The following is a 19,085-nucleotide window of genomic DNA, read 5'->3' on the forward strand; positions in this document are numbered from 1 at the left end:
AACCGTGGTTAGCGGGTAGGTAATACGCGAGCGAACACGGCTTTGAGGTAACGGGTTTCCGGAATGGCCGGAACCACTGGATGGTCTGCGCCCTGGCTACCGACGTGTTGAATCAGCACATCACGATCCAGCTCCCGACCCAGTGTCCGGATAATGCTCGGCAAGCGGGTTTCGCCCAGGTGCATGGAGCAAGAACCAGCCACCAGCAGGCCATCACGATTCAGCAGACGCATCGCCAGCTGATTGAGACGATGATAAGCCTGCTCACCAGCCTTGATGTCTTTGCGGCGCGGAATCAGCGCTGGCGGATCAACCACCACCACATCAAAACGCTCGCCACTGTCTTTCAGCTGCCGCAGTGCTTCAAAGGCATCGCCTTCCCAGCAGGTCATCCGTTCTGCCACGCCGTTCAGCTCCGCATTCTGGGCAACCCAATCCAGGGCCTTGGCAGAGGAATCCACACAGTGAACTTCTGCAGCACCATGGCGGGCCGCCTGCACGCCCCAGCCGCCGATATAACTGAAAACATCCAGTACCCGTTTGCCCGTCACCAACCGGTTCAGCACCGCCCGGTTTTCACGGTGATCGTAGAACCAGCCGGTTTTTTGGCCATCGATCACAGGCACCATAAAGCGGGTACCGTTTTCGATCATGGGGGCGCAGTTGTCTTCCAGCTCGCCGTACACAACGTCGACGTATTCTGGCAAACCTTCAACGGCCCGCAGCTTGCCGGTATTTTTCAGTACCACGGCGTCCGGCTTGATCACCTTGACGATGGCATCCACGATTTCCTGCCGCAGGGTTTCCATCAGGACACTGGAAATTTGCACTACTGCGACATCACCAAAACGGTCAACAACCAGCCCCGGCAGGCCGTCACTGTCGCCATACACCCAGCGGTAGCAGCCATCCGGATACCAAAGTTCACGGCTACTCAGGGCAACCTTGAGGCGATGTACAATCAGCGAGCTGTCGAGAAACTGCTTGCTGTCACGGCTGATCAGACGCGCACAAATCAATTGATCCGGGCTGACCACCGCACTGCCCAGCGCCTTGCCGTTGGCCATTTCGATCACCACCTGGCTACCGGACTCCAGACCTTGAATCGGCGTTTTTTTGGTGTCCACCTCGTTACTGTAAACCCACAAATGACCGGATTTAAGACGGCGTTCCGCTTGTGGGTTCAAGCGCAGACAGGAAACAGCTTCAGACATGGAGACCTCAACAGGGTGGAGCAAAAAGAACCGGGCATTATATCGGTTTGCGGCACATGCAGCGAAACATTCCTGCTGTCATCACCGTTTATTCGCTGCGGTCTGTGCCAGCACTGATCATAAGCAACTTGCACTTGTACGTAATACATACTGACGTCGTGTTGAGCACGAACCGGCCAGCACACCAAATGGAGCTACAGGCCCATTGCCTGCATCATGGCGTGCTGCTTGACGGGTAACAGCCGGTCAAACCGGTTCATTCCGACGTTACGCAGTAATCGCACCAGTGGCGCATCAGCAGCAAACAGACGCTTGAAGCCCTCCATCGCCGCCATGGTCGCGAGGTTATCGGCCTGACGTCGACGCTGATAACGGGCCAGCACCTGATCGTGTCCGGGAGAGATGCCACGTGCAACAGCCGTCAGTACTTCAGCGGCCAGCACTTCCACGTCCTTGAAACCGAGGTTGACGCCCTGTCCGGCCAACGGATGAATGGTGTGTGCGGCATCCCCCGCCAGCACTACACCGTCTTGCCAGTAACGGCGGGCATGGCGCTGGCGCAAAGGAATCGCGGCCCGTTGAGAACACCCGGTAACGGTTCCCAACCGCTGCTCGAAGGCTTCGGCCAGGGCGTGACCAAAAGCCTCGTCCGACAGCGCCATCAGCGCATTGGCCTCATCATCACTGGTAGACCAGACGATCGAAGCCAGATGCGGATTGGTTGGCATAGGCAACAAGGCCAGTGGTCCCTGTGGCCGAAAGCGCTGCCAGGCGGTGGCCGCCAACGGTTTCTCCATGGCGACGGTCGCCACCAGCGCCTGATGCTGGTAATCCCATTCCCGCGTTGGTAATCCAACCCACTGTCGCACCCGGGAATGCGCGCCATCGGCTCCGACCACCAGTGCCGCCAGCAAGGTATCCCCCTGCGCCAGCACTACGGGCGTCAGGCCGTCGGACTGGCGGCTGTCGAGATATTGCACCGGCTGCGCGATCTGGGTCACCGCCGGGCACGAGGCCAGCTGCTGCCGCAACCCGGCCAGGGTTTCGCGATTTTCAACGATGTGGCCAAGGCAGGGAACGTGCAAATCGGCAGCATCAAAATTCACTTCACCGGTGCCTTCTGCATCCCACACCGTCATATGCGTGTAAGGCTGACACCGTTGTGAGCGAATCCATTGCCAGGCGCCAATATCGGTCAGAAAATTCTGGCTGCGCGCGGTCAAGGCACTCACCCGCAGGTCAAATCCATCCAGCCCCTCCGTGGGCAATACCGCCGGAAGCTCCGCTGCGGACGCCAACGCCGGATCAACCAGAGCAATAGCCAGCTGCGGATTACCCTGTGCCAAAGCGGCCGCCAGGGATTGTCCGACCAGCCCGGCACCAATAATTACCACGTCATAACGCATCAGCAGACTCCGACCGGGAAGATAAATTGTCAGGTTTTGGGGTTGGCGGCAAACCAAACCGGGGCGCAGGCTGGCCCAGCCCCATGGCGTGACGTGCCAATAACCGTCGCGGCACCGTCAGGCTGGCCAGCGCCAGCAGTCCGGCACCACGACCCAGCGCCGTCAAGGTGCCGGGGTGGGAAAACACTCTGGGCAACAGGTCACTGGCCAGAATGGTATTGGCTTGATCCTGCTGTTGCTGCTGGGCGTATTCCAGCAATACGGTGAGATCACCTAACGGTCGCTTCATTGACCAGCTTTCCAGCACACGGGCCGCCAGCGCGGCGGTATCTCTTAATGCCAGGTTAAAGCCTTGTCCGGCCACAGGATGCAGGCTGTGAGCAGCATTCCCCAGCAACACCAGGCCCCGGCGTACCTGTTCGCCACTGCGCACCAGTGCCAGCGGGTAACTGAAGCGTTCGCCAACCCGCAGAATACGGCCGCTGCGATAGCCGACCTGCTGTTGTAACTGCTCGGCAAACAAGGCATCTGGCAACGCCATAATACGTTCACAATCATCGGGGGGCAGAGTCCAGACCACCGCAAAGTGGCGCTGCTGTAACGGCAGCAAGGCCACCGGGCCATGGTCACTGAAGCGTTCATAAGCCCAGTGCTGATGCTCGCGATCCATTTCAACCTGGGTTACCAGTGCCATGCGGCCATAGTCTTCGCGCTGATGCCGAATTCCCAGCTGTTGCGCCAGACCGGAGCGGCCACCATCGGCCATGACCAAAAGCGCCGTGGTGAGGGTCTTGCCATCGGCCAGGGTCAGCTGGCTACCGGTGGCGGTCATGGTAACTTGCGTTACCTCGGTATCGGACAACAGGGTGACATTCGGGCAGGAATCCAGCCCTTGCAGCAGCGCCCGCCCCAATACCGCGTTTTCAACGATATAGCCCAATGCTTCGGTGCCCTGCTCGCTGGCGTGTAGATGGGTTTGCCCAAAGCGGCCACGGTCCGATGCCTGAATATGTTCAATCGCACAGGCCCGGTCCGCCACCGCCGACCAGCACCCCATACGTTCCAATAACTGCCGTGATCCCCAGGCCAGCGCCGTGGCACGACCATCAAAACTGGGCGGTCGCTCCAGTATGTCGGCAGTCCAGCGAATCTGCTGGCGATCGATCAACGCAATGCGCAGACCGTCATCCAGCGCAGGCTGCAGCAGGTGCACCAGGCTGGCGCCGGTCATGCCAGCACCGAGAATCACCAGGTCAAAGGCAGGGGAAGATAAGGCAGGTTCGGTCATGGATAACGCTCTTTGTTCAGCAGGTGACACTCTGACGGGTGGCTCGCGGCAGGGTCAAGAGCCTGTCACGATTAGCGCCCGCCAAGGCAAGAAAAACACACCGGGCATTGCCCTCAGTCAGTCAACCCGCCCTGAACCAGTGCTTCTATTTCCTCAACGGTTTTTGGCACTCCAGCCGTCAGTACATCACAGCCATCGGCACGTACAACCACGTCGTCCTCGATGCGGATACCGATGCCGCGCCAGCGCGCCTCGACGGTTTCATCGTCTGGTGCCACATACAATCCTGGCTCGACGGTCATCACCATGCCGTTTTCCAGTCGTCTTGGCTCGCCGTCGATGCGGTATTCCCCCACATCGTGTACGTCCATGCCGAGCCAGTGTCCGGTTTTGTGCATATAGAAACGGCGGTATTCACCAGAGGCCAGAATCTCATCCGGATCACCGGACAATAAGCCGAGTGCCAGCAATCCTTCGACCAGCACGGTTACTGCGGCATCGTGTGGATCATTCCAGCGATTGCCAGCCTTGATCCAGTCCATGGCGGCGTATTGGGAATCCAGCACCAGGTTATACAGGGCTTTTTGTTCTGCACTGAAATGGCCATTGGCCGGGAAGGTACGGGTAATATCGGAGGCGTAATAGTCCAGTTCACAACCGGCATCAATCAGAATCAGATCGCCGTCCTGAATCTGCGCATCGTTACGGGTGTAGTGCAGGATGCAGGCGTTTTCACCACTGCCGACAATCGAAGGATAGGCCGGCCAACGACTGCCAGCAGCCATAAAGGTACGCATGATTTCGGCATCCAGCTGATATTCATACATCCCCGGCTCAACCATTTGCATGGCCCGACAGTGGGCATTGGCGCTGATTGCTGCTGCTTGTCGCATCAGGTCGATTTCGGCCTCGGATTTGATCAGCCGCATTTCGTGCAGGATATGATCCAGGCCGCTGAATTCCCGTGGTGGCCGTGAGCCGTTACGCACCTGGGATTTGATATGGTTGACCCATCCCATTAGCTGGTTGTCGAAGTCCGGGCTGACGCCCAGGTTGGCGTAAATCTTGTCCCGGCCTTCAATCAGGCCAGGCAGGATGTCGTCGATATCGGTGATCGGAAAGGCATCATCGGCTCCCAGTCGCTCCAGCGCGGCTTCTGGCCCTACCCGGCGACCCGTCCAGATTTCCTGTTCCTTGATTTTTTCCTGGCAGAACAAAACGTATTCGCCATATTCCCGCCCCGGAATCAGCACCAGCACGGCGTGTTCTTCGTCAAAGCCGCTGAGGTAATAAAAATCGCTGTCCTGGCGAAACAGGTATTCCACGTCCCGGTTGCGCACATGCACCGGAGACGATGGAATAATCGCGATGCTGTTATCACTCATTTGCGCCATCAGTTGCTGACGACGACGAGCGTATTCGGATGCTTCCAGTTTCATATCACCTCCGGATCAATGCAGGGTTGTGGATGACGAACCGGCCGAGCGGTTCATGTTGTAAAACACCGTCAGGGCCGCCACCCGGGCGTGCTCGGACAGATCAAGGTACATGCCTTCGTTGGCGGCATCGTCCAGGTCGTCAACCTCGGCCTGGGAAAAGGCATCCAGATCACGCAAGACTTCCACGACATCTTCCGGTAACTGCCCGGCAGAGCGCTCGGAAGCCCCAAAGCCATCGAGGAAACCTTTGCTCCATTCCGCCAGACATTCGACCTGCTCGGCGACATCAGCATCTTCGTCACTGGGTAATAACGGGCTGTAGGCCATTTCTTCCGCACCAATCACAGCCAGCACCCAGTCATAGAATTCTGGCAACATATCGGACAGTGGCGGCTCTGGAGCCATTTCCAGTTCCAGGTAATCCATGGCTTCTGCCAGCCATTGTTTCGGTGTCAGGCGGGAACCACTGGCCAGATAACCACTCAACCAGCCGTGCAAAGCCGACGGGGATTGGTAACAACGGGCTTCAAGCCAGATATCCGCTGCACTGGCAAAGTCAAATTTCATAACAACCTCTATATAATCAATCTATTTATTCTAACATTGCCATCGTGCAGGTTGCCCGCTTTCACTGGAGTCGACAGTCGGATTGACCAGCCACTTGGACGGCTCTTATAGTAGTAGCCCCAGTCCAGCCCTGAACCAGAAGAATGTTATGCCAGCAAATGACTTGCACAGCCTGCAGCAGCGTATCCTGAAACTGCTCGACATCCATCAGGAACTGTACGAAGAAAACCAGCGCATGCGTGCTGAAGAAGCGAACTGGCAGTCTGAACGGACCAGACTGGTACAGCAAAACGAAGCGGCACGCCGCAAGGTTCATGAAATGATACAAAAATTGCAAGTGCTGGAGCGCAACTGTGGCCAATGACCCCAGAACCCTGAGTCTCACGATTCTGGACCGGGAATACCGGATCAACTGCCCTGCCGGGGCCGAACAGCAGCTGCGTGATGCCGCGCACCTGCTCGACCAGAAGATGGCTGAAATCAAGAATTCGACGTCGTCCTCCGGTACCTTGCCGGGTACCGACCGGATTGCGGTGATCGCGGCGCTGAACATTGCCCATCAGTTACTTGAAACACAACACGAGCTGCAGCAACAGGCGACTATTTTTGATGACCTGAATAATCGGCTGGACACTGCGCTGAATCTCTCCGCACAACGTGAAAACGAGCATTCTGCCGCAGACTTTTCGCAGAACTCCTGATCTCTGATATACTCGCCAGCTCCTGCCGCATTGGCCAGTCGACAAAGACCTCGAGCCGATGTCCACAACCCCGGAGGGTTCCAGTCGCTGTTGTGCGCATGTCCGGTTTCCGGAAAGCCTGATTCAGTGAAGAACCCACCACCTTGAACCATTGGGTTCAAGGCCTTTTTCCGACAGCGGTGCGGCGGGCCTCCTTTCTGATTTGCTTACATCCTGTATTCCTGTCCCTATGAACAAACCTCAAATTCGCAAGGCCATGCGCTTGCAGCGTCGCTCCCTGACAGCGCAACAGCAACGCCAGGCAGCACGAGGCCTGCAACGCTCGTTATTACAGCCGGGTGCCCTGCTGGCTGCCCGGAGAATCGCGCTGTATCTGGTGAATGATGGTGAAATCAACCCGGAGCAGATCATCAAACAGCTGATCCGAATGGGCAAGGAAGTCTATCTGCCCAGCTTGCACCCGCTACGTCGCGGCGAACTGGCGTTTATCCGTTATCAGCCAGGCACACGCATGAGCAACAACCGCTTTGGTATCGCAGAGCCGGATTTTCGCTACGGCAAACGCTGCCAGGCAAGATTCTTGTCTGTTATCTGCTTGCCATTGGTCGCGTTTGACCTGCTTGGCAATCGTATGGGGATGGGTGGCGGCTTTTACGACCGCTCGCTGGCCTTTACTCAGCGCGCAGGCAAGCACCCAAAGCTCATAGGCTGCGCCCATGAGTTTCAGTGTCTTGCTACGCTTCCTGCTGAAGCCTGGGATATTCCTTTATCTGCTATTGCTACCGATACCGCACTACGATGGGTGCCAGCCAGTTAGCGAATAGTATGTTCCGATGCCAGGACGGCAGACGGACGTTGATTCTCATCGATTGTCATGCCAGTAATGGCAGCACCCAAAATAACAACCAATCCTACAAAGACCAGTAAATCTGGCTTCTTCATTGAAAGTGACTCCAGCAAAAATCTACTTTTATACGTATGGCCTACCAAGATGACACCAGGCAGACATATAGCTACTTTGTCTGTCTTTGAGCAACATTTCTGCCACTTTAGTCACAAGTAGTGACCAAAGTATGAATTGCACCAGAATTGCCCTTCTGTTTTGAGCAATGACGCCAAAATCAGTGCGCTCATTTTCTGAAAGACCGACCCACCAGGCAAGAAAAGCTGTTATTGCACCATTTGAGGTCGAAAATCAGATCTATCATCCGTCAGATAATCTGCGTATGGCAGGCTGTTCCCCGATATATTTCGCCAGCCTGCTTCTTTTTATGGCACTGCTCTTAAAAAAGAGCAGCTCATTGCCCTGTTTTGGAAGCCGTCTCCTGAGCAGCCAACACAGCACTCAAATCTGACCGCATCACCTCGTATACGTTCCCCAATCGTTCCGGAGATTCATTCACCAGGTGGTGATGAGCACCGACGATGCGGCTCAACATTAACGCCGGGAACAACCGCTGATAGGCCGGAATATTGTAACGCCAGTCAACAGTCTGATCCGCCGTCCCCTGAATCATGCGTACCGGATAATCAAACGGTGATCGCCGCTCGATCCAGCCGAGCCAACGCTTGAGTGCTGTCACCCAATGGACACTCAAATAACGGGATTGCAGGGGGTCACTACTGGCGACAAATTCAGCAAATACCCGATTATTGCCGTTCAACACAAAACGTCTCGGCACCCGGGCGACAAAACGGTGTACCAGCGTATGTATCCATCGGCCGCTGCGCCATCCCGCTGGCCGTAACAACGGGGCCAGCAGCCAGACCAACAACGGCCCTGACTGACCGGCTACCGGGTGGCGCTTGAGCAGATAGCTGGCCAGAATCGCTCCCCCGGTACTCTGACCGGCAGCCAGCCAGGGCAACGCCGGCAGCTGCTGTTCAGCCTGCTGGAACACATCGGCAAACACGGTTTCATACTGATCAAAATCGTCGATTCTGGCTGCCTCACCACTCGACAAGCCATGCCCCGGCAAGTCGAATGCCACCAGGTTCAGGCGCTGGGCCCGGCAAAATCCAATCAGGCTGCCATACAGCCCGACATGGTCATAATAGCCGTGCACCAGAATAAGATTGGCCACCGCGTCAGGACAAACCCAGTACTGCAGCGCAATATCAAAACCGGCACTTTCCAGCTTGCCCATGCGGTGCTGTCCGGCTTCAACATCGGGTAACCGATAATACTGCCGATACGCCTGTGTCAATGCCTCAGGAGCCGACGGCTGCCAACGGATACGCCAGTCAGGCAGGGCATTCCGGAGCGGATATGAATTCCATAATTCTTTGGTTGTTTTCACCACGCCGATCCTCTTGCGTCTAACACCATAGTCCTCAGCAGCCATAGCGCCATGTCTTTATTTGGTGGCGGCTGCAAACAACAATAGTAAGCCACAAAAAAAGGCCGCCGAAGCGACCTTTCCTTATGACAACCCGTTCATCCGAAGATTAAACGGAGTAGTACATATCGAACTCAACCGGGTGAGTGGTATGTTCAACGCGGTAAACATCTTCCATTTTCAGGTCGACGTAAGCTTCGATCATATCTTCAGTGAATACACCACCAGCTGTCAGGAAGTCGCTGTCAGCTTTCAGGCTGTCCAGGGCTTCACGCAGGCTGCCACACACTTGTGGGATAGCTGCGGCTTCTTCAGCAGGCAGGTCGTACAGATCCTTGTCTGCTGCATCGCCAGGGTGCAGTTTGTTTTTGATGCCGTCCAGGCCAGCCATCAGCATGGCTGCGAATGCCAGGTATGGGTTGGCAGTCGGATCAGGGAAACGGGCTTCGATACGCTTGCCTTTAGGAGACGCAACGTAAGGAATACGGATAGAAGCAGAACGGTTACGGGCAGAGTATGCCAGCATGACCGGGGCTTCGAATCCAGGAATCAGACGCTTGTAGGAGTTGGTTGACGGGTTGGTGAACGCGTTCAACGCTTTGGCGTGCTTGATGATACCGCCAATGTAGTACAGAGCTGTTTCGCTCAGTCCTGCATAAACGTCACCGGCAAACTGGTTTTCACCATCTTTCCAGAAAGACTGGTGCACGTGCATACCGGAACCGTTGTCACCAACGATTGGCTTCGGCATGAAAGTAGCTGTTTTGCCATAAGCAGCGGCAACGTTGTGCACGATGTATTTCATCATTTGCACTTCGTCGGCTTTTTTCACCAGCGTGTTGAATTTAACACCGATTTCGTTCTGGCCGGCGTTTGCTACTTCGTGGTGATGTACTTCAACGTCCAGACCAATAGCCATCATGGTGTTACACATGGCAGCACGGATGTCGTGGTGGCTGTCGACTGGAGGAACAGGGAAGTAACCGCCCTTGACGCGTGGACGGTGACCCAGGTTGCCGCCTTCGGTAACGGCTTCAGTTGCCCAGGCACCTTCGTCAGAATTGATTTTGTAGAAGTTGCCGGTCATGTCCTGACCCCAGCGAACATCATCAAACATGAAGAATTCTGGCTCTGGACCAAAGAAGGCAGTATCGCCCAGACCAGTAGACTTCAGGTATTCTTCAGCGCGCTTGGCCACAGAACGGGGATCGCGCTCATAGCCTTGCATGGTGCTAGGCTCAATAATGTCGCAACGCAGAACCAGCGTTGCATCTTCAGTGAAGGGGTCCATGAAAGGCGTGGTGTCATCCGGCATCAGGATCATGTCGGATTCGTTGATGCCTTTCCAGCCGGAGATGGATGAGCCATCAAACATCTGGCCATTTTCGAAGAATTCTTCGTCGACATAGCTGGCAGGAATGGTTACATGCTGCTCTTTACCTTTGGAATCGGTAAAACGCAGGTCAACCCACTTAACGTCATTTTCTTTGATCAGATTCAGAGTGTTCTCTGACATTTACTTATCTCCAGATGCTGTTTCATATCCGATAATGGGGTCCAGCCCCTGCTACCATGCCCGAAAAAGGAGCAATTCGCGTGCCATTTAGAGGCATGCAGAAAACCTCACGGTATTCAGGGTATATCCGATCCCATAATCGTCTTTTTTGCACACTTCAGGTGCCTGACAAACAAAATAGATCCATATTGGTGCATTTTGCTTGATTTTATATGACCCCAGTCAGACTGCGTGCCCGTTAGAGGTTCATACAACCAGTTTCCAATATCCACGCCTACATTAATAGCGCTTTTCTTATAATGAAATTGACATCACGCATCGATCCGAAGTCAGGTATAATCGGCCGCCAATTTTGCACAAACTTTAACCAAGGCTTTTGTTGTGATCGACAATCTCAGAAACATCGCCATTATTGCTCACGTTGACCACGGTAAAACTACCCTGGTCGATAAACTGCTGGAGCAATCCGGCACCCTGGATCGTAAAGACCAAGGTGGCGAGCGAGTCATGGACTCGAATGATCAGGAAAAAGAACGCGGTATTACCATTCTGGCGAAAAACACTGCTATTCGCTGGAACGACTACCGAATCAACATCGTCGACACACCAGGACACGCCGACTTCGGTGGCGAGGTTGAGCGTGTGATGTCCATGGTAGATTCCGTCTGCCTGCTCGTCGATGCCGTCGACGGCCCGATGCCACAAACCCGTTTTGTTACCCAAAAAGCGTTTGAGCGTGGCCTGCGTCCTATCGTGGTGATCAACAAGATCGACCGCCCTGGCGCTCGCCCTGACTGGGTAATGGACGAGATCTTTGATCTGTTCGACCGTCTCGGTGCCACCGATGAACAGCTCGACTTCCCGGTTATCTACGCCTCCGCCCTGAACGGTATCGCCGGTACAGATCCGGATGATATGGCCGAAGACATGACGCCACTGTTCCAGATGATCGTCGACCATGTAACCCCGCCACCTGTCGATCTTGATGGCCCGTTCCAGATGCAAATCTCGGCACTGGACTACGACAGCTTCGTCGGTGTTATCGGTGTTGGCCGTATCTCCCGCGGCAAGCTCAAGCCAGGTACTGACATTCAGCTGATTTCTGCTGAAGGCAAGATCCGCAAGGGCCGCTTGCTGGAAGTAAAAGGTTTCCACGGTCTGAACCGGGTTGCCGTTGAAGAAGCCTCCGCTGGTGACATCGTCTGTGTTTCCGGTATTGAAGGCCTGAACATTTCCGATACCCTGTGTGCGGTCGGTCATGTTGAAGCCCTGCCTGCCCTGACCGTCGACGAACCAACAGTCAGCATGACCTTCCAGGTCAATGACTCACCGTTCGCCGGTAAAGAAGGCAAGTACGTTACTTCACGTAATATCAAGGACCGTCTCGACAAAGAGCTGATCCACAACGTGGCATTACGTGTTGAGCCAGGCGACAGCCCTGAGAAGTTCAAGGTTTCTGGTCGTGGCGAACTGCATTTGTCGGTACTGATTGAAACCATGCGTCGCGAAGGCTTCGAAATGGCCATCGGCAAGCCCGAAGTGGTCCAGAAAATCGTCGACGGCGAGCTGCAAGAACCATACGAACAAGTGGTTATCGACGTTGAAGACGAGCACCAGGGTTCCATCATGGAAGAGATGGGCAACCGTCGCGCCGAGATGACCAATATGGTACCGGATGGCAAGGGTCGCACCCGTCTTGAGTTCATCATGCCAGCACGGGGCCTGATCGGCTTCCGTTCGCAGTTCATGACCATGACCTCTGGCTCCGGCATCCTGACCAACGTGTTTGATCACTACGGTCCTGTGCTCAGCAGCCTGGGTTCTACTCGCCACAACGGCGTACTGGTCTCCATGGTACCGGGCAAGGTACTGGGCTATGCCCTGTTCACCCTGCAAGAGCGTGGTCGCCTGTTTGTAGCCCCAAGCCTGGAAGTCTACGAAGGCATGATCATTGGTCTGCACAGCCGCGACAACGACCTGGTGGTTAACCCGACCAAGGCCAAGCAGCTGACCAACGTCCGTGCTTCCGGTACTGATGAAGCCATTAACCTGACCCCTCCAGTCCGTCACACGCTGGAACAGGCTCTGGAATTCATCGAAGAAGATGAACTGGTCGAAGTGACTCCTACCAGCATTCGTCTGCGCAAGAAATTGCTGACTGAAAATGAACGCAAGCGCTCCAAGCCGAAAAAAACAGCCTGATCTCATAACCGGCCTTCAAATGCCGGTTTATGCGCCAGACTGAACGATAAAAAGCCCGTTTGAGGAAACTCAAACGGGCTTTTTTGTGGCTACTGTTCTATATCTATAACGTGCTGGCTTTCCTTTGCCGCTTGTTCTCGCCGTTAACGTCCGGCTTTGATATTGGCCCAGCTGCGGTTACGGATACGTGCCACTTTAGGGTCTTCTTCGTTACTGACAAACAGCTTCTCCAACACATCGGGAGTCGGATAAATTGCCGGATCAGCGGCAATCTCAGGGTCAATCAGTGTCGTTGCAGCGGTATTCGGATTGGCGTACCAGACATAATCGGTTACTTCCGCAATCACTTCCGGGCGCAACAGATAGTTGATGAATTTGTGGGCATTCTCGGCGTTTTTGGCATCCGCCGGAATCAACAGCATATCAAACCAGACTTCCGAGCCTTCTTTCGGAATGCTGTAGACCACTTCAACACCGTTGTCTGCTTCTTCAGCGTTATAGGCTGCCTGAAACACATCACCGGAGTAACCGACAGCGACACAGCTGTCACCATTTGCCAGATCGCTGATGTACTGGGATGACGTGAACTGTTTGACGTAGGGCCGTACCGCTTTCAGGGTTTGGGTCGCTCTGGCATCGTCGCTGAAGTATTTCTTGTCGGTGCTGTTTGGATCATCGCCGTTATACAACATCACAAACGGATACATTTCGTCGGAGGAATCCATAAAGGAAACGCCGCAGTCAGCCAGTTTTTCCATGTATTTGGGGTTGAATACCAGCTCCCAGCTATCGACGGGAGCCTCTTCGCCCAACACTTCAGCAACCATCGCCGGGTTGTAACCAATCCCGGTGGTACCCCATAAATACGGCACGCCATATTGGTTGCCCGGATCTTTTTTCTGCAATGACGTTAACAAGGAAGCATCCAGGTTTTTCAGATTCGGCAGCTGGCTTTTATCCAGTTTGCGAAAAATACCCGCCTTGATTTGCAATGCCATAAAGTTCGACGTCGGTACCACCAGGTCATAACCGGTATTACCCGCCAGCAACTTGCCCTCCAGGGTTTCGTTGCTGTCGTACACATCGTAGTTCACCTTGATACCGGTTTCCTGCTCAAAATTGGCGATGGTTTCTTCACCAATATAGTCAGACCAGTTATAAAAGTTCAGTACGCCTTCTGCCTGGGCAAGCGGTGTCAAACCAGAAAGCCCTATCAGCATAGTGGCTGACAATAGTGGCAGGCGTGACCGGGTTACGTACGTCATATCGTGATCTCCCTTGTATGAATAAGGGACAGAACCTGATGGCCCTGCCTTGGTTTACGGATACTTCATCCAGCGTTAATGCATCGAGAACTACATTTTCGAGCGTTACGTCGTCGCTCTATCTATTATCGAACAACACCGATGAAACGTTCGTTAGACCGTCATCAGCAGAAACTCTCTCTCCCAGGAGCTGATTACCTTGTTGAAGGTTTCAAATTCAGCACGCTTGACGCCGATATATCCCTTAACAAAGTGCTCTCCGATCACTTCTTGCAATTCTGGACATTCTTCCAGCAAGCGCAAGGCTTCTTCCAGTGTACGTGAGACCGCCACCAGATCCCCTTCATGAGCCGCCAGCGCCTCGACCGGAGCTTCCGCCTTGATACCCAGTTTCATCCCCAGATAACCACACGCCAGACTGGCCGCGATGGCCAGATACGGGTTGCAGTCTGACCCGGCAAAGCGGTTTTCAATTCGGGTGGCATCCTTGGGAGCCTTGGGGGCACGTAATCCTGCCGTGCGGTTATCGATTCCCCATTTGAAATTAACCGGCGCAGCGATTTCCGGCACAAAACGGCGGTAGGAATTCACATTAGGGGCATAAAAAGGAATCGCCGCCGGGGTAAATTTCTGCAAACCGCCAACATAGTGATAAAAGGTTGCTGAGAACAGCTCATCCCCTTCTCCGGCAAAGATATTCTTGCCCGTATTGGCGTCGAGCAGGCTTTGATGGATATGCATCGAGCTGCCTGGCTCACTTTGCATCGGCTTGGCCATAAAAGTGGCGTACATATCGTGTTTCAGGGCCGCTTCACGTAATGCACGTTTAAAGATATACACCTGGTCTGCCAGGCTCATGGCATCACCATGCAGGAAGTTGATTTCCATTTGTGCGGCCCCTGATTCATGAATCAGGGTATCCACATCCAGACCCAACTCGTCGCAGTAGGCGTACAGGGTGTCGATCACCGGGTTAAACTCGTTTACCGCATCAATACTGTAAGACTGGCGCGCGTTTTCACGACGGCCGGAACGGCCCATGGCTGGTTTCAGTTCGTAATCCGGATCACTGTTTTTCTGTACCAGGTAAAACTCGACCTCTGGCGCAATAATCGGTCGCAAGCCTTCTTTTTCATACAGTGCCAAGACCCGGCGCAGTACCGAGCGACTTGATAGCGGGTGGTGTTTACCATCGGAGGTATAACAGTCGTTAATCACCAGAGCGGTGGGTTCATCGGCCCAGGGCACAATACGCAACGTCGATGGGTCCGGCACCAGCAGCATGTCTTTATCCGCCGGATCGACCAGATCATAGTGATTGTCGGCCCACTCTCCGTTCACCGTTTGTACCAGTAAACATTCCGGAATATGACCGCCATTTTCGGTCAGGAATTTGCGCGTAGGATAAAACTTGCCTCTGGCATTACCCGTCATATCGGGAAAAGTAGACTCAACTTCAGTAATGCCATTTTCTTTCAGAAAGCGTTCGACGGCTTCCATAATTCACCTGTCCTGCAGTAGGTTCTGGTTGTGCTGGCCAATTAACCAGCGTCGGTAGGATAGCGATTCGTGTTTGATCTTCATCTTCAAACCGAACAATAATTCGGTTTAAGGCTATGTCAAAAAGCCCGCAAGAGCAACGCAACCTGCTCGATAATTGCTCAATTTGGCGATTTTGTCAGCACAATAAAAACCGAATTATCATTCGGATTTTATTGTGCTACGGTAGCGCCAGACAGATCATCCGACAGCTGGAGCAAGACCATGCACACACAATCAGATCGCGGCAGCTACTATCGCGCCAGTGCCAATCGTGTCAGCGCCTACCCCTCACTGAAAGGGGACATCAAGGCCGATGTGTGTGTCATTGGTGGTGGTTACACTGGCTTGTCGGCAGCACTGCAGCTGCGCGAACACGGCTTGTCGGTCGCCTTGCTGGAGGCGGAATCAATCGGCTGGGGTGCTTCTGGCCGCAACGGTGGCCAGGTTTGCCAAGGCCTGAATATGGCGCATGAGGATCTGGCCGCAAAAGTCGGCCGCCCCACAGCGGACGCCTTGTGGCAGATGTCGCTGGATTCGGTCGAGCTGGTCAGAACACTCATCAACAAGCATCAGATTGACTGTGATCTTAAACATGGCGTGTTACATGTCGCCGCCAAACCGGGTCACAGCGCCGACATTGAAGCCGCAGTAGCCTATAAACAGGAGGTCCTGGGTTATCAGGACGTGGCTTACATCAAGCCCGCCGATGTACAGGAGATGCTGGGTACCGAGCGTTATTACGGTGGAGAACATTTCACCAATGCCCTGCACCTGCACCCGCTGAATTACGCGCTGGGGCTGGCGACTGCCGCCGAGCAAGCCGGTGTCCAACTGTATGAACACAGCCGGGTAACAGACTATCAATCGGGCCGAACAACCCAGGTAAGTACCAGCGTGGGTAACGTCTCCTGCCAATATATATTGCTGGCGTGCAATGGCTATCTCGGGCCTCTGGAAAAACGCATTGCGGGCAAGATCATGCCCATCAACAATTTTATTCTCGCCACCGAGCCGCTCCCGGACCACCTCGTCCAACGGATTAATCGCGCCGATGTAGCGGTGGCAGACTCCCGCTTTGTCATCAATTATTTTCGTTTATCGGGTGACAACCGTTTGCTGTGGGGGGGTGGCGAAACCTATACCTCACGCTTCCCCAGCGATATTCGCGCCTTTGTGCAGCAGCATATGCTGGCCTTGTACCCTGAGCTGGCACAGTACCGTATCGACTACGGCTGGGGTGGTACCCTCGCCATTACCCTGAACCGTATGCCACACTTTGAGCGCGTGGATCAAAGTCTGTTTGTTGCCCATGGTTATTCCGGTCACGGCGTTGCTCTTGCCACCCTGGGTGGCAAGCTGATGGCCGATGCCCTCGCCGGGTCAGCCCAGGGTTTTGATCAGTTTGCCGCGGTGCCGACGCCAAGCTTTCCCGGTGGTACCCTGTTGCGCTGGCCCGGACTGGTGGCTGGAATGCTGTATTATTCCCTGCGCGACCGCTTTTTCTGATCCATATTGAGCCTGTTGCCCGGATCACTATCGACGAGGAACCCCTGCACCAATGAGTGATGAACCAGCCCCTGCCAACCCCCGTTCACAGCGTCAGCAAAACCTGCAACCTCGCAGCGAGCCGATGCAACGGCGCTCACGCAAACGCTCACGGGAGATCATTGATATCACGGCTGAACTGCTGGAAACAGTGGGACTGGATGACCTTAGCACCATTCTGATTGCCAAAGCGGTGGGGATTTCGGTAGGTTCGCTGTATCACTACTTTCCCAACAAGCACGCCATTCTGTATGCCATGGGCCAACGCTGGCTCGAAGATGTCGAGCAAGCCTTGCTCGGTATTGCCCAGCTACCGGTTGAAACCCTGCCGCTGGAACAGTTACTCAACAAGGTGCTGGAGCGCCATTTAAAAGTCTACAAACGCCAGAAGGCCGTACTGACACTGGTGCAAGCCATGTTTTCGGTCCCCGAATTACGCCAGTTGGATGAACAACACGACGACCTGGTGATCCATCATATGGCGGTGATATTCAAACGTATGGGAATCCAGAGCCATATTCGCGAACGTGAACGGCTGGGGCGGTTTTATCTGGAGGTCAGCCACAGCGTATTTCTGGTGGTCGTACACCAGAACCCACAGCGGGCGCGGCGGACACTGGATGATTTACACCTGTGTCTGCATGCCTTGTTACAGCATCACTTGCCCGTTGGGCACCCGACGTTGTAGCCGCAGGTGTTGGCATTGTTCCACGTGAAAACAAACAGGGTCGACTGGTAATGGCTGTCGAAACGGCAACAGCAGTGTATCGGTTGCTCCGCGGTTAAGCCGTTCAGGGGCGTCTTAATTATCAGCCTGGCCACTTTCGATCAGCCATCTACCATCAATCAGCCATCAGCCATCAGCCATCAGCCATCGCGGCAGGCTACCGACCAGACACAACGGGATCACAGGCAATAACCGCCATCCACCTGCAACTTCAGCCCTCTGACCGCACTACTGCCACCCAACGCCAGATATTCCAGTGCTGCCACCATATCGTCTGGCTGCAGGATGCGTCCGGCCAGTGTGGATTTCATATTTTCTGTCAGCTGTGCCAACGCTTCCTCATTCATCCCGGCCTTGGACTGGATTTCGGTTAATGTAATGCCCGGTCGCAAACAGTTAACCCGTATACCACGGCTGGCCAACTCCAGATTTAATGGGCCCATGGCCCCTTCCAGTGCAGCCTTGCTGGCGGCATAGGCCGTACAATTGGCAAAGGCCTTGTCCGCCACAATGCTCGAGACCAGCACCACACTCGCCGGGTTGTTCAATACCGGCAGCAATTCATACAAGGTCTGTAATGGCCCCAGCAGGTTGCTGTTTAATTGCTGCTGCAGGTTTGTTGTTGTAAAGGACTCAAAGGCTTGTGGCAAAAAGATACCGGCATTCAGGATCAGGGCATCCAGCTGGTACCGTTCTGCCAACAGCAATTCCGACAGTTGTGTGATCGCCGTTACGTCTGTCTGGTCACAGCAATAACCACGAGCCGCAGGTGTATCCTGCTGCTTGTGATCTTGATCTGTCCCGTTAAGAGCCGTCAGTGCAACCTCCAGACGCTCCGGCCTCCTGCCGGTGATCAGCACTCGATGGCCCTGCTGCCTGATGTGCTGTGCCGCAGCCAGTCCAATACCCGATGTGGCACCTGTTATCAGTATCGTTTTCATGCATTCACATCCGTTTTATGTCATCTATAGAGAGCATTAGTATCTACTGGAGACTCCGTGCTGAGAAGTATCCAAATGGCACCAATTACGCGTCTGTTTTGGGGGGTGTGGTGCTGCGACAGGTTCAATTATCTTTTACCTAACTTCACTACTTAACTACTACGCTACCTCGCTACCTCATCGGTACAGCCTGACCACTGAAGTTGAGCAAGCATGTACGGTATACAGCCATTAGTGCCGATAACGTCCGTTATCTGGACGGTCTGGTGCCGATGTAGTGACAAACAGAAAGCGAGAACAAGAGCGAGAGCAGACACCAGACAATCAACCGCGATATCCGGCGATAACAAGCACCCGGGGATGGGGGAAAATAACAGTGGGAACACTACCGAC

17 protein-coding genes and 1 other RNA gene are annotated in these 19,085 nt (G+C 54.4%); 7 read left to right on the top strand and 11 right to left on the bottom strand.

Annotated elements, in window-relative coordinates; all coding sequences use genetic code 11:
• Positions 1-8: 8 nt before the first annotated feature.
• The 5 genes from Q4551_RS00665 to Q4551_RS00685 all read right to left on the bottom strand — a co-directional run bounded on the left by Q4551_RS00665 (position 9) and on the right by Q4551_RS00685 (position 5,914).
• The gene (locus Q4551_RS00665; RefSeq protein WP_303431173.1) at positions 9-1,214 is read right to left on the bottom strand and encodes a class I SAM-dependent rRNA methyltransferase; all 1,206 of its coding nucleotides are present in this window, start codon (positions 1,212-1,214) and stop codon (positions 9-11) included.
• A 194-nt stretch (positions 1,215-1,408) separates the two neighbouring features.
• The gene (locus tag Q4551_RS00670) at positions 1,409-2,620 is read right to left on the bottom strand and encodes a UbiH/UbiF/VisC/COQ6 family ubiquinone biosynthesis hydroxylase (RefSeq protein ID WP_303431174.1); all 1,212 of its coding nucleotides are present in this window, start codon (positions 2,618-2,620) and stop codon (positions 1,409-1,411) included.
• The gene (ubiH, locus tag Q4551_RS00675; RefSeq protein ID WP_303431176.1) at positions 2,610-3,908 is read right to left on the bottom strand and encodes a 2-octaprenyl-6-methoxyphenyl hydroxylase; all 1,299 of its coding nucleotides are present in this window, start codon (positions 3,906-3,908) and stop codon (positions 2,610-2,612) included. The genes Q4551_RS00670 and ubiH overlap by 11 nt, the downstream gene beginning before the upstream one ends.
• Positions 3,909-4,021: 113 nt before the next feature.
• Positions 4,022-5,347, bottom strand: a complete 1,326-nt coding sequence (gene pepP / locus Q4551_RS00680; protein ID WP_303431177.1) for a Xaa-Pro aminopeptidase — start codon at positions 5,345-5,347, stop codon at positions 4,022-4,024.
• A gap of 12 nt (positions 5,348-5,359) precedes the next feature.
• Positions 5,360-5,914, bottom strand: coding sequence for a UPF0149 family protein (locus Q4551_RS00685; protein WP_303431179.1), 555 nt, complete (start codon positions 5,912-5,914; stop codon positions 5,360-5,362).
• A 148-nt stretch (positions 5,915-6,062) separates the two neighbouring features.
• On the opposite strand from Q4551_RS00685, the gene Q4551_RS00690 reads away from it, so the two are divergent.
• From Q4551_RS00690 to Q4551_RS00705, 4 genes are all read left to right on the top strand, one after another.
• Entirely contained in the window at positions 6,063-6,278 is a 216-nt protein-coding gene (locus Q4551_RS00690; protein ID WP_303431180.1) for a DUF904 domain-containing protein, read from the top strand.
• On the top strand, positions 6,268-6,615 hold the full coding sequence (locus tag Q4551_RS00695; protein WP_303431182.1) for a cell division protein ZapA: 348 nt from the start codon (positions 6,268-6,270) through the stop codon (positions 6,613-6,615). The genes Q4551_RS00690 and Q4551_RS00695 overlap by 11 nt, the downstream gene beginning before the upstream one ends.
• A 16-nt stretch (positions 6,616-6,631) precedes the next feature.
• Positions 6,632-6,809, top strand: a non-coding RNA gene (gene ssrS, locus Q4551_RS00700) — 6S RNA.
• Between the two features lie 35 nt (positions 6,810-6,844).
• Entirely contained in the window at positions 6,845-7,432 is a 588-nt protein-coding gene (locus Q4551_RS00705) for a 5-formyltetrahydrofolate cyclo-ligase (protein ID WP_303431183.1), read from the top strand.
• Here Q4551_RS00705 and Q4551_RS00710 read toward each other — a convergent pair.
• From Q4551_RS00710 to glnA, 3 genes are all read right to left on the bottom strand, one after another.
• Positions 7,429-7,557 carry a hypothetical protein gene (locus tag Q4551_RS00710; protein ID WP_303431185.1) on the bottom strand — a complete coding sequence of 43 codons (129 nt, stop codon included), beginning with the start codon at positions 7,555-7,557 and terminating at the stop codon, positions 7,429-7,431. The two genes, Q4551_RS00705 and Q4551_RS00710, sit on opposite strands and share 4 nt — an antisense overlap.
• Before the next feature lie 356 nt (positions 7,558-7,913).
• Positions 7,914-8,915, bottom strand: a complete 1,002-nt coding sequence (locus Q4551_RS00715) for an alpha/beta hydrolase (protein ID WP_303431186.1) — start codon at positions 8,913-8,915, stop codon at positions 7,914-7,916.
• Between the two features lie 148 nt (positions 8,916-9,063).
• The gene (gene glnA, locus Q4551_RS00720) at positions 9,064-10,470 is read right to left on the bottom strand and encodes a glutamate--ammonia ligase (RefSeq protein ID WP_303431187.1); all 1,407 of its coding nucleotides are present in this window, start codon (positions 10,468-10,470) and stop codon (positions 9,064-9,066) included.
• 381 nt (positions 10,471-10,851) lie between these two features.
• Between glnA and typA the strand changes: the two genes are divergently transcribed.
• Positions 10,852-12,672, top strand: coding sequence for a translational GTPase TypA (gene typA, locus Q4551_RS00725; RefSeq protein ID WP_303431188.1), 1,821 nt, complete (start codon positions 10,852-10,854; stop codon positions 12,670-12,672).
• Positions 12,673-12,815: 143 nt separating this feature from the next.
• Here the strand turns inward: typA and Q4551_RS00730 are convergent, their stop codons facing one another.
• Positions 12,816-13,937 (bottom strand): polyamine ABC transporter substrate-binding protein, encoded by a 1,122-nt coding sequence (locus tag Q4551_RS00730; RefSeq protein WP_303431189.1) that lies wholly within the window; start codon positions 13,935-13,937, stop codon positions 12,816-12,818.
• Positions 13,938-14,090: 153 nt separating this feature from the next.
• Complete coding sequence (locus Q4551_RS00735; RefSeq protein WP_303431190.1) at positions 14,091-15,437, bottom strand: glutamine synthetase family protein; 1,347 nt, start codon at positions 15,435-15,437, stop codon at positions 14,091-14,093.
• Positions 15,438-15,701: 264 nt separating this feature from the next.
• On the opposite strand from Q4551_RS00735, the gene Q4551_RS00740 reads away from it, so the two are divergent.
• Together Q4551_RS00740 and Q4551_RS00745 are read left to right on the top strand one after the other, a co-directional pair.
• Positions 15,702-16,985 carry an FAD-binding oxidoreductase gene (locus Q4551_RS00740; protein WP_303431191.1) on the top strand — a complete coding sequence of 428 codons (1,284 nt, stop codon included), beginning with the start codon at positions 15,702-15,704 and terminating at the stop codon, positions 16,983-16,985.
• A 52-nt stretch (positions 16,986-17,037) separates the two neighbouring features.
• On the top strand, positions 17,038-17,712 hold the full coding sequence (locus tag Q4551_RS00745) for a TetR/AcrR family transcriptional regulator (RefSeq protein WP_303431192.1): 675 nt from the start codon (positions 17,038-17,040) through the stop codon (positions 17,710-17,712).
• Between the two features lie 218 nt (positions 17,713-17,930).
• Here the strand turns inward: Q4551_RS00745 and Q4551_RS00750 are convergent, their stop codons facing one another.
• The gene (locus Q4551_RS00750; RefSeq protein WP_303431193.1) at positions 17,931-18,692 is read right to left on the bottom strand and encodes an SDR family NAD(P)-dependent oxidoreductase; all 762 of its coding nucleotides are present in this window, start codon (positions 18,690-18,692) and stop codon (positions 17,931-17,933) included.
• Positions 18,693-19,085 lie beyond the last annotated feature (393 nt).

It is taken from the genome of Oceanobacter sp. 5_MG-2023 (assembly GCF_030548165.1).
Taxonomy (GTDB): domain Bacteria; phylum Pseudomonadota; class Gammaproteobacteria; order Pseudomonadales; family Oceanobacteraceae; genus Oceanobacter.

What these genes read in the sequence shown, in the direction of transcription:
- Q4551_RS00690 (WP_303431180.1), top strand. Translation starts at nt 6,063, where the DNA reads ATGCCAGCAAATGACTTGCACAGCCTGCAGCAGCGTATCCTGAAACTG.
- Q4551_RS00735 (WP_303431190.1), bottom strand. Translation starts at nt 15,437, where the DNA reads ATGGAAGCCGTCGAACGCTTTCTGAAAGAAAATGGCATTACTGAAGTT.
- glnA (WP_303431187.1), bottom strand. Translation starts at nt 10,470, where the DNA reads ATGTCAGAGAACACTCTGAATCTGATCAAAGAAAATGACGTTAAGTGG.
- ubiH (WP_303431176.1), bottom strand. Translation starts at nt 3,908, where the DNA reads ATGACCGAACCTGCCTTATCTTCCCCTGCCTTTGACCTGGTGATTCTC.
- Q4551_RS00745 (WP_303431192.1), top strand. Translation starts at nt 17,038, where the DNA reads ATGAGTGATGAACCAGCCCCTGCCAACCCCCGTTCACAGCGTCAGCAA.
- Q4551_RS00750 (WP_303431193.1), bottom strand. Translation starts at nt 18,692, where the DNA reads ATGAAAACGATACTGATAACAGGTGCCACATCGGGTATTGGACTGGCT.
- Q4551_RS00710 (WP_303431185.1), bottom strand. Translation starts at nt 7,557, where the DNA reads ATGAAGAAGCCAGATTTACTGGTCTTTGTAGGATTGGTTGTTATTTTG.
- Q4551_RS00685 (WP_303431179.1), bottom strand. Translation starts at nt 5,914, where the DNA reads ATGAAATTTGACTTTGCCAGTGCAGCGGATATCTGGCTTGAAGCCCGT.
- Q4551_RS00665 (WP_303431173.1), bottom strand. Translation starts at nt 1,214, where the DNA reads ATGTCTGAAGCTGTTTCCTGTCTGCGCTTGAACCCACAAGCGGAACGC.
- Q4551_RS00730 (WP_303431189.1), bottom strand. Translation starts at nt 13,937, where the DNA reads ATGACGTACGTAACCCGGTCACGCCTGCCACTATTGTCAGCCACTATG.
- Q4551_RS00705 (WP_303431183.1), top strand. Translation starts at nt 6,845, where the DNA reads ATGAACAAACCTCAAATTCGCAAGGCCATGCGCTTGCAGCGTCGCTCC.
- Q4551_RS00670 (WP_303431174.1), bottom strand. Translation starts at nt 2,620, where the DNA reads ATGCGTTATGACGTGGTAATTATTGGTGCCGGGCTGGTCGGACAATCC.
- Q4551_RS00740 (WP_303431191.1), top strand. Translation starts at nt 15,702, where the DNA reads ATGCACACACAATCAGATCGCGGCAGCTACTATCGCGCCAGTGCCAAT.
- pepP (WP_303431177.1), bottom strand. Translation starts at nt 5,347, where the DNA reads ATGAAACTGGAAGCATCCGAATACGCTCGTCGTCGTCAGCAACTGATG.